Genomic DNA, 14,028 nt, shown 5'->3' on the forward strand with positions numbered 1-14,028 from the left:
GATCACGAATTCCAGCGCAGATGAATCGCATCAGCTCAAAGGGCAGGACGCTGCCACCGCCACAAGGCGCAAGCTCCAACGATACTTGTCCCTACCGCAATGGCGAGAGAGTAACCGGCAGGATTGTGCAGTCCCATGAAATCACAAAGAAATATCAAGCCAACAGCAATAACCAATTGCGCCGGCCAGATAACCCGCAATCCGGAAAACGGCTTTGGAACGCGCAGGCCTTTCAGCCAGATCGCCACTGAGCATGCCGGAAGCCACAGGATGGCGAGAAATATCACCAGCAAGGAAGCGAGAAAAAGGTAATTCATGGGTTTCCCGCTTCCTTCCAAACCAGCCGATCAGGCATCCGGCCACGCCGTGAGTATCTCGAAACCGTCGTCGGTCACCGCAATGGTGTGTTCCCACTGCGCCGACAGTGAATGATCCTTGGTCACCACGGTCCAGCCGTCGGGCAACTGCTTGGTCTGTGGCTTGCCGGCGTTGATCATCGGCTCGATGGTGAAGGTCATGCCCTTCTTCAGCTCCACGCCGGTACCAGGCTTGCCGTAATGCAACACCTGCGGCTCGTCGTGGTAGACCTTGCCGATACCGTGGCCACAGTATTCGCGCACCACCGAAAAACCGGCTGCCTCGGCATGCTGCTGGATCGCATGACCGACGTCGCCCAGCGTGGCGCCCGGGCGCACCGTCTGGATACCGCGCATCATCGCTTCGTACGCAGTGTCGACCAGCCGCTTGGCCAGCACCGACGGCGTGCCGGCGATGTACATGCGGCTGGTGTCGCCGTGCCAACCGTCCTTGATCACGGTGACGTCGAGATTGACGATGTCGCCGTCCTTGAGCACCTTGCCCTCGTTCGGGATGCCATGGCAGATCACATGGTTGACCGAGGTGCACAGGGTCTTCGGAAAACCGTGGTAGCCGACATTGGCCGGAATTGCCTTCTGCACGTTGACGATGTGCTCGTAGGCGAGCCGGTCCAGCTCCTCGGTGGTGACACCGGGCTTCACGTGTTCCTTCAGCATCGCCAGCACTTCGGCCGCCAGCTTGCCGGCAACACGCATGCCTTCGAGGTCTTCGGGGGTTTTGAGGGTAATGGCCATGATTTCGCCTAAATGGCGGCGCCAGTGCAGCAGTTCAACATCGAATCCGCCAGCAACTTGCTGCCTCGCCGGCGTACCGGCTATAATTTCGGAGTTTTGCTGACCTGACACGGCCGTTTGGACGATCGTTTCAGCGCAAAGCGAACCGGGATTGTAACCGCCCCGCGGTACAACACCCAACCAACGCCACACACGTATCGGCACCGCCTTCGGGGTGCTGCGGCCTGCCCACCATTTGCAGTCGACACTGCAGCGGGCAAGTCGCGGTCGAAGCCGGGGATGCGTGGAGGTCCCAACCCCCAGGCCTTTCAAAGGCCCATGCAAGGAGTTACACCCATGGCACAAGTCACCATGCGTCAAATGCTCGAAGCCGGCGTCCATTTCGGTCACCAGACCCGTTACTGGAACCCCAAGATGGCTCCGTACATCTTCGGCGCGCGCGGCAAGATCCACATCATCAACCTCGAAAAGACCCTGCCGCTGTTCACCGACGCGATGCATTTCCTGTCGGCGCTGGCGCAGAAGCGCGGCACCGTGCTGTTCGTCGGCACCAAGCGCTCCGCCCGTGAGCCGTTGGCTGAAGAGGCTGCACGCGCCGGCATGCCGTTCGTCACCTCGCGCTGGCTCGGCGGCATGCTGACCAACTTCCGCACCGTCAAGCAGTCCGTGTCGCGCCTGAAGGAACTGGAAGCGGCCGAGACCGATGGCAGCTTCGAGAAGCTGGTCAAGCACGAAGTGCTGGCCCGTCGCCGCGAGCGCGACAAGCTGCAGGCTTCGCTGGGCGGCATCAAGGACATGAACCGTCTGCCCGACGCGCTGTTCGTGATCGACATCGGCCACGAAGACATCGCCGTTCAGGAAGCCAAGAAGCTCGGCATCCCGGTGATCGCCGTGGTCGACACCAACTACAACCCGGAACTGGTCGACTACGCCATCCCGGGCAATGACGACGCGATCCGCGCGATCCAGCTGTATGCCCGCGCCGCCGCCGACTCGATCCTCGAAGGCAAGGCTGCCGCGCCGGCTGCCGCCCAGGGCGACGCGAACGACTTCGTCGAACTCGACGAGGAAGGCAACCCGGTCGCCAAGATCGATCGCAAACCGGCTCCGCGCCGCGACGCCGCCCCGAAGAAGGGCGCCGGCGCCCCACGCCGCGACGGTGGCCGTGATGGCGGTCGTGGTCCGCGCAACGACGGCGCGCCTGCCAAGTAAATCGTTACCTGCGCCGCAGTGTTGATCGCTGCGGCGCACCCAAAGCCTTAGAGGAATACCGATGAGCAATATTTCCGCCCAACTGGTCAAGGATCTGCGTGAGCGGTCCGGCGCCGGCATGATGGAATGCAAGAAGGCGCTGGTCGAGAACAACGGCGACATCGAAATCGCGATGGAATGGCTGCGCAAGTCCGGCCTGGCCAAGGCTGACAAGAAGGCCAGCCGCATCGCCGCCGAAGGCCGCATCGTGGCCGCCCAGGCACCAGGCAAGGCCGTGCTGGTCGAGATCAACTGCGAGACCGACTTCGTCGGCAAAGATGCCAGCTTCCTGAAGTTCAGCGACACCGTCGCCGACGTAGCACTGAATTCCGGTGCCGCCGACATCGACGCGCTGAAGGCTGCCGCCTACCCGGGTGCCAGCAACGTCGAGGAAGCCGCCAAGGTCCTGATCGCTACCATCGGCGAGAAGATCGATGTGCGCCGCATGGCCGTCGTCAAGACTGATGGCGTGATCGGCAGCTATACCCACAGCGGCCGCATCGGCGTGCTGGTCGTACTCAAGGGCGGCTCCGAGGAGCTGGCCAAGGGCATCGCGATGCATGTGGCTGCGATGAATCCGGCCTATGTCCGCGCCGATGACGTCCCGGCCGATTTCCTGGCCAAGGAAAAGGACATCGCGCTGAGCCAGATGTCCGACAAGGAAAAGGCCAAGCCGGCCGAGATCCTCGAGAAGATCGTCGCCGGCAAGGTCCACAAGATCATCGCCGAAGTCACCCTGCTCGGTCAGCCGTATGTGCTGGACACCAACACGACCGTCGCTGACGCGCTGAAGAAGGAAGGCGCGGATGTCATCTCGGTGGCCCGTCTGGCCGTCGGCGAAGGCATCGAGAAGGTCCAGGAAGACTACTTGGCCGAAGTGGCCAAGGCGATGCAGGTCTAAGCGACTTCCAGGCCATCGAGCTGCGAAAAGCCGCGGGAAACCGCGGCTTTTTTTGTGGCGCGCCTTTCACGAATCATGCAGTCACACGATTGGGGCAGCGGGAAGTTCCCAACCATTGCAGCGACAGCCCGACGTCAGCGTTCCGACAGGAGCCCGCTACCGCTACAATGCACCGGTTTGCCCCACACAATCCGGAGATTCCATGAGCGACCAGCCCAAGTACCATCGCATCCTGCTCAAGCTCTCCGGTGAAGCCCTGATGGGCGACGCCGACTACGGCATCGATCCGAAGGTGATCGGCCGGCTCGCCGACGAGATCATCGAGGTGCAGCGTACCGGCGTGCAGATCGGCATCGTGATCGGCGGCGGCAACATCTTCCGCGGTGCCGGCCTGGCCGCTGCCGGCATGGACCGGGTCACCGGCGATCACATGGGGATGCTGGCCACCGTGATGAACGCGCTGGCGATGCAGGACGCGATTGAGAAGCGTGGCGGCTTTGCGCGCGTGACCAGTGCGATCCAGATCCACGACGTGGCCGAGGATTACATCCGCCGCCGTGCCATCCGCCATATCGAGAAGGGCCGCATCGTGCTGTTTGCCGCCGGCACCGGCAACCCGTTCTTCACCACCGACTCCGCTGCCGCGCTGCGCGCGGTGGAAATTGGCGCCAACCTCCTGCTGAAGGCTACCAAGGTGGACGGCGTCTACACCGCCGATCCGGCCAAGGACCACAACGCCACCCGTTACGATCGGCTCGGCTACGACGACGTGATCGAGCGCAAGCTGGCCGTGATGGACACCGCCGCGATCGCGCTGTGCCGCGACCAGCAGATGCCGCTGCGCATTTACGACATGACCGTGCCAGGCAATCTGATGCGGATCATGCAAGGTGAACCGATCGGCACCATGGTCGACGCCGGCTGAACGTTCCAGCATCGAAGTTCGTCACTGCTATAATCGAATGTTGCAGATTCACCGGGAAACGCCACATGCTCAACGACATCAAGACCGATGCCCAGACCCGCATGGGCAAGAGCATCGACTCGCTCAAGCACGACCTGACCCGCATTCGTACCGGTCGCGCCAGCACGACGCTGGTAGACCACATCAAGGTGCCCTATTACGGCGCCGACATGCCGTTGTCCCAGGTCGCCTCGGTATCGCTCGCCGATGCGCGCACGATCATCATCACGCCGTGGGAGAAAACCATGGTGGCACCGATCGAGAAGGCGCTGATGGCGTCCGACCTGGGCATCACGCCGACCACGGCCGGTACCGTGATCCGCCTCAACATGCCCGCGCTCACCGAGGAGCGTCGCCGGGAACTGGCCAAGCTCGTCGGCCACGAAGGCGAGAACGCGAAGATCGCGATCCGAAACGTGCGCCGCGATGCCTTGCAGCAGGTCAAGGATCTGCTCAAGGAGAAACTCATTACCGAGGACGACGATCGCCGCGTCGACGACGAGATCCAGAAACTCACCGACAAGGCCGTCAAGGATGTCGATGCCGTGGTGAAGGCCAAGGAAGAGGAGCTGATGGCTCTTTGATGAGGCCATCACGCTTCCTCATTCCATGACCAAGGCCAAGGCTCCGCAGGTTCCGCGCCATATCGCCATCGTGATGGATGGCAACGGCCGCTGGGCCAGGGCACGCCACCGCCCACGCAGCTTCGGCCACAACGCCGGTCGCAAGGCCGTACGCGTGGCGATCGAGTCCTGCATGCGCGAAGGCGTGCAGGCACTGACCCTGTTCGCATTCTCCAGCGAGAACTGGCAGCGGCCGCAGGACGAGGTAGGCGCGCTGATGGGCCTGTTCGTGCGCGCGCTGGACAAGGAAGTCGACGAGCTGCACACCAACGGTGTCCGCTTGCGCTTCATCGGCGACCTGAATGCCTTCGACGAACCACTGCGCCGGCGCATGCAGGCATCGATGACCCGCACTGCCAGCAATGAACGGCTGCAGGTAAACATCGCAGTAAGCTATGGCGGTCGCTGGGACATCGTGCAAGCCAGTCGTCAGGCCGCCGAGGCCGTGGCCCGCGGCGAACTGCGCACCGACGAGATCGACGAGGCCCGGCTGAACCAGTGGATGAGCCTGGCCGATCTGCCGCCGCTGGATCTGTTCATCCGCACCGGCGGCGAATGTCGTATCAGCAACTTCCTGCTGTGGCAGGTGGCGTACGCCGAGCTGTACTTTACCGATACCCTGTGGCCGGACTTCGACCAGGCTTGCCTGCGTCGGGCCATCGAAGACTATGCCCGCCGCGAGCGCCGTTACGGTCGCACCGGCGAGCAGATTGCCGCCACACCCTAAGGATTCCGATGCTGCTACAGCGCACCCTCACCGCCCTGGTGCTTGCTCCACTGGTGATCCTGCTCATCCTGCTGCCATCGACAGCCCTCTTTGCGCTGATCACGGCAGCGGCATTCATGGCCGCCTTGTGGGAATGGATCCAGCTCAGCGGGCTGAAAAATTCCGTGTGGCGTAACGCGTTGCTGGTCGTTGCTGCGGGCGTGTTTGCGCTGCTGTGGTGGCTGCATGCCACGGCGTTGACGCCACTGTTGCTGGCGGCTGGCGTGGCCTGGTGGCTGCTGGCCTGCCTGTGGCTGCGCCATTTCGCATTCGGCGCGGCACCCACCCGCGAAAACCTCGCCCTGAAATTGCTGGCCGGCGCGTTCGTGGTCTTCCCCGCATGGCTCGCGCTGCTGAGCATGCATGGCCGTGCATCGCACGGCCCGTGGTGGACCCTGCTCGCCCTGGTGATTGTGTGGGTCGCGGATATCGGCGCGTATTTCAGCGGCCGCAGCTTTGGCAAACGCAAACTCGCGCCCCAGATCAGCCCCGGCAAGACCTGGGCCGGTGCCTACGGCGCGCTCGTTGCCGGTGTGCTGGTCACCATCCTCGGCGGCTGGCTGCTCGAGGTGCGAGGCGCCCGGTTGCTTGCACTGGGGTTGTTGGCGGCAATTACGGTCAGTGCATCGATCGTCGGCGACCTGCTCGAAAGCCTGATGAAGCGACACGCCCAAGTGAAGGATTCGGGCACCATGATTCCGGGGCATGGCGGTCTCATGGATCGCCTGGACAGTGTGTTTGCCGCGCTGCCGGTATTCGCTGCCGGCTTGCTGCTGCTGGGTCTCTGAGATGAAGAATGTCGCCGTACTCGGCGCTACCGGTTCGATTGGCGGCAATACACTCGACGTCATCGCGCGTCACCCGGAACGTTTCCGTGCCACCGTATTGACCGCGCACCGACAGGTCGAGGCACTGGTCGAGCTGTGCATACGTCATCGGCCGCTGCTGGCGGTGATCGCCGATCCCGCGCTGGAAGCCGAACTGGCGCGGCGTCTCGCAGCGACCGGTGTGCGCTGCGACGTGGCCAGCGGCCACGCCGCGCTGACAGCAGCCGCCTCCGGCGAACTATGCGACACCGTGGTGGCCGCGATCGTCGGCGCCGCCGGGCTGGACTCCACCTTGGCCGCCGCGCGCACCGGCAAGCATCTGCTGCTGGCCAACAAGGAATCCATCGTAATGGCCGGGCCGCTGTTGCTGGAGGCCGTGGCTGCCGGCGGTGGTGCGCTGATTCCGGTCGATTCCGAGCACAACGCGATCTTCCAATGCCTGCCCGGCGGACGACCGGATCTGGGCAGGAGCGGCGTGCGCCGGCTCATCCTCACCGCCTCGGGCGGACCGTTCCGCGGCCGCGCGCGAGCAGAGCTTGCCAACATCACGCCAGAGCAGGCCTGCAAACATCCGAACTGGGTGATGGGCCGCAAGATCTCGGTCGATTCGGCCACCTTGATGAACAAGGGCCTGGAGGTGATCGAAGCGCACCACCTGTTCGGCGCGCCGGCCGAAGCGATCGATGTGCTGGTGCACCCACAGAGCCTGGTGCATTCGCTGGTCGAATACGTCGACGGTTCGGTGCTGGCCCAACTCGGCAATCCAGACATGCGCACGGCGATCGCCCATGCCCTGGCCTGGCCGGAGCGGGTCGACGCCGGGGTCACCCCCTTGAACCTGGCCGCTTGCGCGCCGCTGCAGTTCGAGCCGCCGGATCTGGCCACTTTCCGCTGCCTGGCACTGGCATTCCAGGCGCTGCGCGCCGGCGGCGATGCCCCGGCGGTGCTGAATGCCGCCAATGAAGTCGCGGTGGAGGCGTTCCTGGCTGGCGCACTGCCGTTCCTTTCCATTGCCGACGTGGTTGAGGCCGTACTTGCGGAACTGCCGCCGCAAGCTGTGGTCGATGTTGAGACCCTGGGCGAGCGCGATCGGGTCGCCCGTGAGGCGACCCGCCGCATTCTGCGCAATGCTTGCTGATATCCTTGCTCTGATGACTCCCCTTTACGGCGCTTGATGACTTCCTTTTTCGGCTCGGTGTTCTGGTTGCTGGTCACGCTCGGCGTGCTGGTAACCTTTCATGAATTCGGCCACTACTGGGTCGCGCGCCGCTGTGGCGTCAAGGTACTGCGCTTCTCGGTCGGCTTCGGCAATGCGATCTGGAAGCGCATTGGCCGCGACGGCACCGAATACCAGATCGGCGCGATCCCGCTCGGCGGGTACGTGAAGATGTTGGACGCACGCGAAGGTGAAGTCGACCCCGCCTTACGCGACCAGGAGTTCACTGGAAAACCGGTGTGGAAGCGCATCGCCATCGTGGCTGCGGGCCCCGGTTTCAACCTGATTTTCACGCTCGCCGCGTTCTGGGTGATGTTCATGCTCGGTCGGCCGGATGTGGCACCCATCGTCACCGCCGTACCCCACAGCATGGCCGCCGAGGCAGGCATCCAGCCCGGCGATCGCATCCTCAGCATCGATGGCCGCACGGTGGGTACTCTTACCGATGCGATGGATAGTGTGGTCAATGCTCTGCTGGGACGCACGCCGCTGCCGCTCACCGTGCGCGGCAGCGATGGCCGCTCGCGGCAGCTGGTGCTGCCGCTGGAACAGCTGCCTGCCGGCCAAACCGTTGATCAATACCTGAAAGAACTCGGCCTGGATCTGGCGCCGCCACCGGCGATCGCAGCCATTGTCATGCCGGGCAAACCAGCCGCATTGGCCGGCATGCAGGGCGGCGACCGCATCGTTGCGGTCAACGGCCAGCCCGTGGCCGATTACGCCGTATTCCAGAAACTGGTGCCCGCGGAAGCGGTCAAGTCGCCTCACCTGCAGCTGGCCATCGAGCGCGCCGGCAAGCCGATGCTGTTGGCCGTCGATGCTCAGCGGGAGTCCCTGCAAGGCCAGCCCGTCAAATGGGTGATCGGCGTGGGTGGCCCCGAACCCGAACAGGTCACCTTGCGCTACGGCCCGATCAGGGCGTTCGGCGCATCGCTGCAGGCTACCTGGCGCAACACCGCGCAAACCTTCAACCTGATCGGAAAAATGGTCAGTGGGCAGGCGTCCACCAACAACCTTTCCGGCGTCATCGGCATCGCCCAAGTAGCCAATCAATCGGCCAGCATGGGCCTGCCATGGTTCCTGCAGTTCCTGGCGCTGATCTCCCTCAGCCTTGCCATCCTGAACCTGCTGCCGATCCCGCTGCTGGATGGCGGGCACCTGCTGTATTATCTTGTGGAGTTGGTCAAAGGCAGCCCGGTCAGCGAACAGGTGATGATCGTCGGCCAGTACATCGGGCTGGCGTTGCTGTTCAGCCTGATGGGGTTGGCGTTCTACAACGATATCCACCGCATGCTGCTGTCGTGATAGTGATGACCAGCGACCGTGGCATCTCGATGTACGCCCGCCTGTGCCAGTCGGCGGCAAATCAAACGAGGCACTCCGGCGGAGTGCAGACACTTTTTCGAGACGGGACCACCTCCTGTTTCATGCTTTTGATCGGAGCGGCCACGCTGGCCGTTCCATCGATATAACCCAACGGAACCGACGATGAAGCGTATCGCCGCGCTGATCCTGCTTGCCTCCCTCTCCGCCAATGCGTTTGCTTTCGACCCGTTCGTGGTGTCGGACATTCGCATCGACGGCCTCAGCCGCATTACCGCCGGTACCGTGTACAACTACCTGCCGATCAGCAAGGGTGACCGGCTGACCAATGACGAGGCCCAGCGGGCCATCCGCGCGCTTTACCAGACCAAGTTCTTCAGTGACGTGGAGATGGATCGCGACGGCGACATCCTGGTGATCAAGGTGGTCGAGCGGCCGTCGATCGCCAAGCTGACCATCCGCGGCAACCACGACATCAAGACCGATGACCTGAAGAAGGGCCTGAAGGAAATCGGCCTCACCGAGGGCGAGACCTTCGACCGGCTGGCACTGGACAACGTGCAGCAGGAGCTGATCCGCCAGTACTACAACCGCGGCAAGTACAACGTCTCGGTGATCCCGCACGTGACCCAGCTGGACCGCAATCGCGTCTCCATTGACCTGGAGATCCGCGAGGGCAAGGTTGCCAAAATCCAGGAAATCCAGATCCTGGGCAACCACGCGTTCACCAACAAGGAGGTCCGCACGGGCTTCGAGTCGAACACCAGTAATCTGATGTCCTGGTATTCGAAGGATGACCAGTATTCGCGCGAAAAACTCTCCGGCGATCTGGAAAAACTGCAGTCCTATTACATGGATCGCGGCTACGCCGATTTCGGGGTCGACTCCACCCAAGTATCGATCTCACCGGACAAGCGCGGGATGTATATCGACGCCAGCGTGAAGGAAGGCGATATCTACAAGGTGACCAGCGTGAAGCTGCTCGGCACGCTGATCCTGCCTGAAGCAACCCTGCGCCAGTTGATCTACGTCAAGCCGGGTGAAACCTTCAACCGCGCCGCGATCGAGGCGAGCACGAAGTCGATCAAGGCCGTGCTGGCCAATATCGGTTATGCCTTTGCCAAGGTCACTCCCATCCCCAAGCTCGACAAGGACAAACGCACCGTCGACCTGACCCTGTTCATCGAGCCGGGCCAGCGTGTATACGTGCGCCGGGTCGTATTCCAGGGCAATACCCGTACCGAAGACGAGGTGCTGCGCCGCGAGATGCGTCAGCTTGAGGGTTCCTGGTATTCGCAGGCAGCGATCGACCGCTCCAAGATCCGCCTGCAGCGCCTGGGCTTCTTCAAGAAGGTCGACATCGACAAGAAGCTGGTGGCGGGCACGCAGGATCAGGTGGATATCAGTGTCAAGGTCGAGGAGCAGTCCGCCGGCAGCCTGCAGTTCGGCGTCGGCTATTCGCAGCTCGAAGGCATCATCCTGAATGCTTCGGTTACGCAGAACAACTTGTTCGGTACCGGTGACAGCTTCTCGGTGAGCGGCTCGCGCAGCTATTACTCCACCACCTACGGCGTCAACTATTACAACCCGTACCTGACCGACAACGGTATCGGTATCGGTTACAACGCCACCTATTCCAAGACCGACTACGGCAATACCGATTTCGCGGATTACTCGACCAGCCAGAAATCTTTTTCCAGCTATCTGGGTATCCCGATCACCGAGACCGATAGCATGCGCGTGGGTCTGGGCATCAGCAGCAACAAGGTCAACCTGATTCCGGGCTACAGCCCGCAGGTGCTGATCGACTACCAGAACGAGATCGGCTACGAGACCATCCATTCATGGACCGGCACGTTGGGCTGGACCCACGATACCCGCAACAGCTACTGGGCACCGACCCGCGGCGGCATATTGTCCCTGTCGACGGATGTCGCCCTGCCCGGTTCGACCGTGCAGTACTGGAAACTGACGGCGCAAGCCAACCATTACTGGCCGATCGGCAAGGGTTTCGTGTTGTATCTGAATGGCCAGGCCGGCTATGGCAAGACCTATGGCCAGAACGGCATCAGCGACCAGGCCTTCGACGCGCTGAAGGCCGTCTATGCCGCCAATGGCGAGCCTGCCCCGGTGGACATGCGCAACGACTTCCCGTTCTGGTCGAACTTCTACTCCGGCGGCGTGACCGACGTGCGTGGTTTCCAGGACAACACGCTGGGACCGCGAGTCTGCATCGATGGCACCAAGCCTTCGAGCAACGGCTACTGCGATGGTGGTTACTATGCGCAGCCGATCGGCGGCGCGTTCAAGGTGATCGGCACCGCCGAACTGTACCTGCCGCTGCCGTTTCTGAAAGACACCAACACCGCACGCGTATCGGTGTTCACGGACGTCGGCAATGCCTACCAGAACATCTCGAGCTTCACTGCCAGCACCTTGCGCGCGTCGGCGGGTATCTCGCTGCACTGGCAGGCGCCGATCGGCCCACTGATCATCAGCCTGGCCGTTCCATTCCGTACCCAGGCCGACGACAGCCATTACGAAGAACGCATCCAGTTCACCTTCGGCAGCACGTTCTGACCGACACCGGCAAACATGCGGGAGCAAGGAAAGCGCGGCCATGCCGCGCTTTCTGCTTTGCGGCCAACGAGAATCACGCAGACAGGTTGGCTGCCGATACAATGGCCAGCGTGTCACGGAGAGCATCTTGAGTACGAACAGCACATACTCCCTCGCCGAAATCGCCCAGCGGTTCGAGCTGACCGGCCATGGCGACCCTACGATCCGCCTTGACGGAGTCGGTACGCTGGCCGGTGCCGGTTCCAGCCAACTGAGCTTCCTCTCCAACAGCAAGTACAGCGCGCAATTGGCCGCTACCCATGCCGGTGTGGTGGTACTGCGCGAGGAAGACCTCGCCAACTGCCCCGTGGCCGCGTTGGTCGCACGCGATCCCTACGTGGCCTACGCAAAAATCGCCGCACTGTTTGAACGCCTGCCAGCCGCCCCCGCGGGGATTCATCCCAGCGCGGTGGTGGCCGCCGGTGCGCAGGTCAGCAGCAGCGCCAGCATTGGCCCCTGCTGCGTGATCGCGGACGGTGCGGTGATCGCGGACGGTGCCGTGCTGGGGCCGCATTGCATCATCGGCGAGGATTGTACGGTCGGTGCACAGTCGCGGCTGGTCGCCAGAGTAACCCTGGTCACCCGCGTCACCCTGGGCAAGCGCGTGCTGGTGCACCCCGGCGCGGTGATCGGCTCTGACGGCTTCGGTCTCGCATTTGACTGCAGCGGTTCCGATCACGGCAGCTGGATCAAGCTGCCGCAGCTCGGCGGCGTGCGTATCGGCGATGACTGCGAGATCGGCGCGAACACCACGATCGACCGCGGCGCGCTGGATGACACAGTGCTGGAGGAGGATGTGCGGTTGGACAACCAGATCCAGATCGCCCACAACGTCCACGTCGGCGCGCATACCGCCATGGCCGGATGCGCTGCGGTAGCCGGCAGCGCGAAAATCGGTCGATACTGCATGATCGGCGGCAACGCAGGCGTACTCGGCCATCTCGAACTGGCCGACCGGGTTACCATTACCGCCAAGAGCCTGGTTACGCATTCGATCCGCGAGCCAGGCGAATATTCTTCTGGCGTGCCCCTGCAGGAAAACCGCCCATGGCGGAAGAATGCGGCACGCTTCAAACATCTGGACGAGTACGCGCGCCGGTTGTCGGCGCTGGAGAAGGACCGCAACAATGAGTGAAAAAATCGGGACCCTGACGTTGCCGATCAATGTGGAGCAGATCCAACAATTGCTGCCGCATCGCTATCCGTTCCTGCTGGTGGATCGCGTGATCGAGATCGTGCCTGACGTGAACGTGGTCGCGCTGAAGAACGTGACCATCAACGAACCGTTCTTCCAGGGCCACTTCCCCGGCCACCCTGTCATGCCTGGCGTGCTGATCGTCGAGGCGATGGCGCAGACCGCCGGCCTGCTGACCCAGATCAGCCGGCACCTCAAGGGCGACAAGGGCAGCCCGTTGTTCTACCTGGTCAAGGTCGACAACGCGCGCTTCAATGCGCCGGTGGTGCCGGGCGACCAGTTGCGCATGGAGGTGACCCTGAAACGCCTGATGCGCGGCATGGGCCTGTTCGTGGCGCGTACCCTTGTTGATGGCAAGGAAGTGGCCAGTTGCGAACTGATGTGCGCTGCGAGGTCCGACAAATGATCCATGCCGCCTCGATTCACCCCACCGCGCTGATCGATCCCTCTGCCACCATCGGTGCCAACGTCAGCATCGGCGCCTACAGTGTGATCGGTGCCGAGGTGGAAATCGGCGATGGCACGGTGATCGGCCCGCATGTCGTGATCGAGGGCCCGACCCGGATTGGTCGTGACAACCGCATCGCCCAGTTCGCCTCGCTCGGCGGCGAGCCGCAGGACAAGAAGTTTGCCGGCGAGCGTACCGAACTGGTGATTGGTGACCGCAACCTGATCCGCGAATTCGTCACCATCAACCGCGGTACCGGCGAAGGCGGTGGTGCCACCCGGATCGGCAACGACAACTGGCTGCTCGCCTACGTGCACATCGCGCACGACTGCCAGCTCGGCAACCACGTGGTGTTCTCCAACTACGCCGCGCTGGCCGGACATGTGGAAGTCGGTGACTGGACGGTCTTCGCCGGTTATTCCGGCGCGCACCAGTTCTGCAAGGTCGGCGCGCATGCGTTCATCGGCATGGGCTGCCTGGTCGGCCATGATGTACCACCCTTCGTGACAATGGCGAACGAGCAGCAGGGCCGCCCGCGCGGCATCAACAGTGAAGGCCTGAAGCGCCGCGGCTTCGACGCCACGCGCATCGCCGCGATCAAGCGCGCCTACCGCACCTTGTACATGGCTGGCCTGTCGCTGCCTGAAGCGCGCGAGAAACTGGTCGAGCAGGCGCAACAGAGCGATGACGTGCGGGCGATGCTGGAGTTTCTCGATCACAGCGAGCGGGCGCTGGCCCGATAAGCGCATCGCGCTTATCGGGAAATCAGGCACGCGCTTTTGC

The 14,028-nt window shown here is 63.0% G+C and carries 14 protein-coding genes; 12 read left to right on the forward strand and 2 right to left on the reverse strand.

Going from position 1 to position 14,028, the window contains the following annotated elements:
• Positions 1-35: 35 nt before the first annotated feature.
• Together GSQ75_RS09330 and map are read right to left on the reverse strand one after the other, a co-directional pair.
• Positions 36-317, reverse strand: a complete 282-nt coding sequence (locus tag GSQ75_RS09330) for a hypothetical protein (RefSeq protein ID WP_158754309.1) — start codon at positions 315-317, stop codon at positions 36-38.
• Between the two features lie 30 nt (positions 318-347).
• Positions 348-1,112 (reverse strand): type I methionyl aminopeptidase, encoded by a 765-nt coding sequence (gene map / locus GSQ75_RS09335; RefSeq protein ID WP_158754311.1) that lies wholly within the window; start codon positions 1,110-1,112, stop codon positions 348-350.
• Positions 1,113-1,448: 336 nt separating this feature from the next.
• On the opposite strand from map, the gene rpsB reads away from it, so the two are divergent.
• The 12 genes from rpsB (at position 1,449) to lpxA (ending at position 13,988) form a co-directional block, all read left to right on the forward strand.
• Positions 1,449-2,324 carry a 30S ribosomal protein S2 gene (rpsB, locus tag GSQ75_RS09340; RefSeq protein ID WP_158754312.1) on the forward strand — a complete coding sequence of 292 codons (876 nt, stop codon included), beginning with the start codon at positions 1,449-1,451 and terminating at the stop codon, positions 2,322-2,324.
• 61 nt (positions 2,325-2,385) lie between these two features.
• Positions 2,386-3,264, forward strand: a complete 879-nt coding sequence (gene tsf, locus GSQ75_RS09345; RefSeq protein ID WP_158754314.1) for a translation elongation factor Ts — start codon at positions 2,386-2,388, stop codon at positions 3,262-3,264.
• A gap of 202 nt (positions 3,265-3,466) precedes the next feature.
• Entirely contained in the window at positions 3,467-4,189 is a 723-nt protein-coding gene (pyrH, locus tag GSQ75_RS09350) for a UMP kinase (RefSeq protein ID WP_158754315.1), read from the forward strand.
• A 65-nt stretch (positions 4,190-4,254) separates the two neighbouring features.
• On the forward strand, positions 4,255-4,812 hold the full coding sequence (frr, locus tag GSQ75_RS09355; protein WP_158754316.1) for a ribosome recycling factor: 558 nt from the start codon (positions 4,255-4,257) through the stop codon (positions 4,810-4,812).
• A 25-nt stretch (positions 4,813-4,837) separates the two neighbouring features.
• On the forward strand, positions 4,838-5,578 hold the full coding sequence (gene uppS, locus GSQ75_RS09360; protein ID WP_158754318.1) for a polyprenyl diphosphate synthase: 741 nt from the start codon (positions 4,838-4,840) through the stop codon (positions 5,576-5,578).
• A gap of 8 nt (positions 5,579-5,586) precedes the next feature.
• Positions 5,587-6,405: a phosphatidate cytidylyltransferase gene (locus GSQ75_RS09365; protein ID WP_158754320.1), complete on the forward strand. Its 819-nt coding sequence runs from the start codon at positions 5,587-5,589 to the stop codon at positions 6,403-6,405.
• 1 nt (position 6,406) lies between these two features.
• The gene (locus GSQ75_RS09370) at positions 6,407-7,582 is read left to right on the forward strand and encodes a 1-deoxy-D-xylulose-5-phosphate reductoisomerase (protein WP_158754322.1); all 1,176 of its coding nucleotides are present in this window, start codon (positions 6,407-6,409) and stop codon (positions 7,580-7,582) included.
• A gap of 36 nt (positions 7,583-7,618) precedes the next feature.
• Positions 7,619-8,965 (forward strand): RIP metalloprotease RseP, encoded by a 1,347-nt coding sequence (gene rseP, locus GSQ75_RS09375; RefSeq protein WP_158754324.1) that lies wholly within the window; start codon positions 7,619-7,621, stop codon positions 8,963-8,965.
• 183 nt (positions 8,966-9,148) lie between these two features.
• On the forward strand, positions 9,149-11,563 hold the full coding sequence (gene bamA, locus GSQ75_RS09380) for an outer membrane protein assembly factor BamA (RefSeq protein WP_158754326.1): 2,415 nt from the start codon (positions 9,149-9,151) through the stop codon (positions 11,561-11,563).
• A gap of 127 nt (positions 11,564-11,690) precedes the next feature.
• Positions 11,691-12,737 (forward strand): UDP-3-O-(3-hydroxymyristoyl)glucosamine N-acyltransferase, encoded by a 1,047-nt coding sequence (gene lpxD / locus GSQ75_RS09385; protein WP_254058518.1) that lies wholly within the window; start codon positions 11,691-11,693, stop codon positions 12,735-12,737.
• Positions 12,730-13,203 (forward strand): 3-hydroxyacyl-ACP dehydratase FabZ, encoded by a 474-nt coding sequence (gene fabZ / locus GSQ75_RS09390; RefSeq protein ID WP_158754329.1) that lies wholly within the window; start codon positions 12,730-12,732, stop codon positions 13,201-13,203. Before lpxD ends, fabZ begins: the two co-directional genes overlap by 8 nt.
• Positions 13,200-13,988: an acyl-ACP--UDP-N-acetylglucosamine O-acyltransferase gene (gene lpxA / locus GSQ75_RS09395; RefSeq protein WP_158754330.1), complete on the forward strand. Its 789-nt coding sequence runs from the start codon at positions 13,200-13,202 to the stop codon at positions 13,986-13,988. Before fabZ ends, lpxA begins: the two co-directional genes overlap by 4 nt.
• Positions 13,989-14,028: the final 40 nt, after the last annotated feature.

Origin of the sequence: Dyella sp. S184, from assembly GCF_009766065.1 — a bacterium.
In the GTDB taxonomy this organism is placed as follows: Bacteria; Pseudomonadota; Gammaproteobacteria; order Xanthomonadales; family Rhodanobacteraceae; genus Rhodanobacter.

Excerpts from the sequence above, each read along its gene's own strand:
- map (WP_158754311.1), bottom strand. The coding sequence starts at position 1,112 with ATGGCCATTACCCTCAAAACCCCCGAAGACCTCGAAGGCATGCGTGTT.
- GSQ75_RS09370 (WP_158754322.1), top strand. The coding sequence starts at position 6,407 with ATGAAGAATGTCGCCGTACTCGGCGCTACCGGTTCGATTGGCGGCAAT.
- lpxA (WP_158754330.1), top strand. The coding sequence starts at position 13,200 with ATGATCCATGCCGCCTCGATTCACCCCACCGCGCTGATCGATCCCTCT.
- GSQ75_RS09330 (WP_158754309.1), bottom strand. The coding sequence starts at position 317 with ATGAATTACCTTTTTCTCGCTTCCTTGCTGGTGATATTTCTCGCCATC.
- bamA (WP_158754326.1), top strand. The coding sequence starts at position 9,149 with ATGAAGCGTATCGCCGCGCTGATCCTGCTTGCCTCCCTCTCCGCCAAT.
- tsf (WP_158754314.1), top strand. The coding sequence starts at position 2,386 with ATGAGCAATATTTCCGCCCAACTGGTCAAGGATCTGCGTGAGCGGTCC.
- rseP (WP_158754324.1), top strand. The coding sequence starts at position 7,619 with ATGACTTCCTTTTTCGGCTCGGTGTTCTGGTTGCTGGTCACGCTCGGC.
- fabZ (WP_158754329.1), top strand. The coding sequence starts at position 12,730 with ATGAGTGAAAAAATCGGGACCCTGACGTTGCCGATCAATGTGGAGCAG.
- frr (WP_158754316.1), top strand. The coding sequence starts at position 4,255 with ATGCTCAACGACATCAAGACCGATGCCCAGACCCGCATGGGCAAGAGC.
- pyrH (WP_158754315.1), top strand. The coding sequence starts at position 3,467 with ATGAGCGACCAGCCCAAGTACCATCGCATCCTGCTCAAGCTCTCCGGT.
- uppS (WP_158754318.1), top strand. The coding sequence starts at position 4,838 with ATGACCAAGGCCAAGGCTCCGCAGGTTCCGCGCCATATCGCCATCGTG.
- GSQ75_RS09365 (WP_158754320.1), top strand. The coding sequence starts at position 5,587 with ATGCTGCTACAGCGCACCCTCACCGCCCTGGTGCTTGCTCCACTGGTG.
- rpsB (WP_158754312.1), top strand. The coding sequence starts at position 1,449 with ATGGCACAAGTCACCATGCGTCAAATGCTCGAAGCCGGCGTCCATTTC.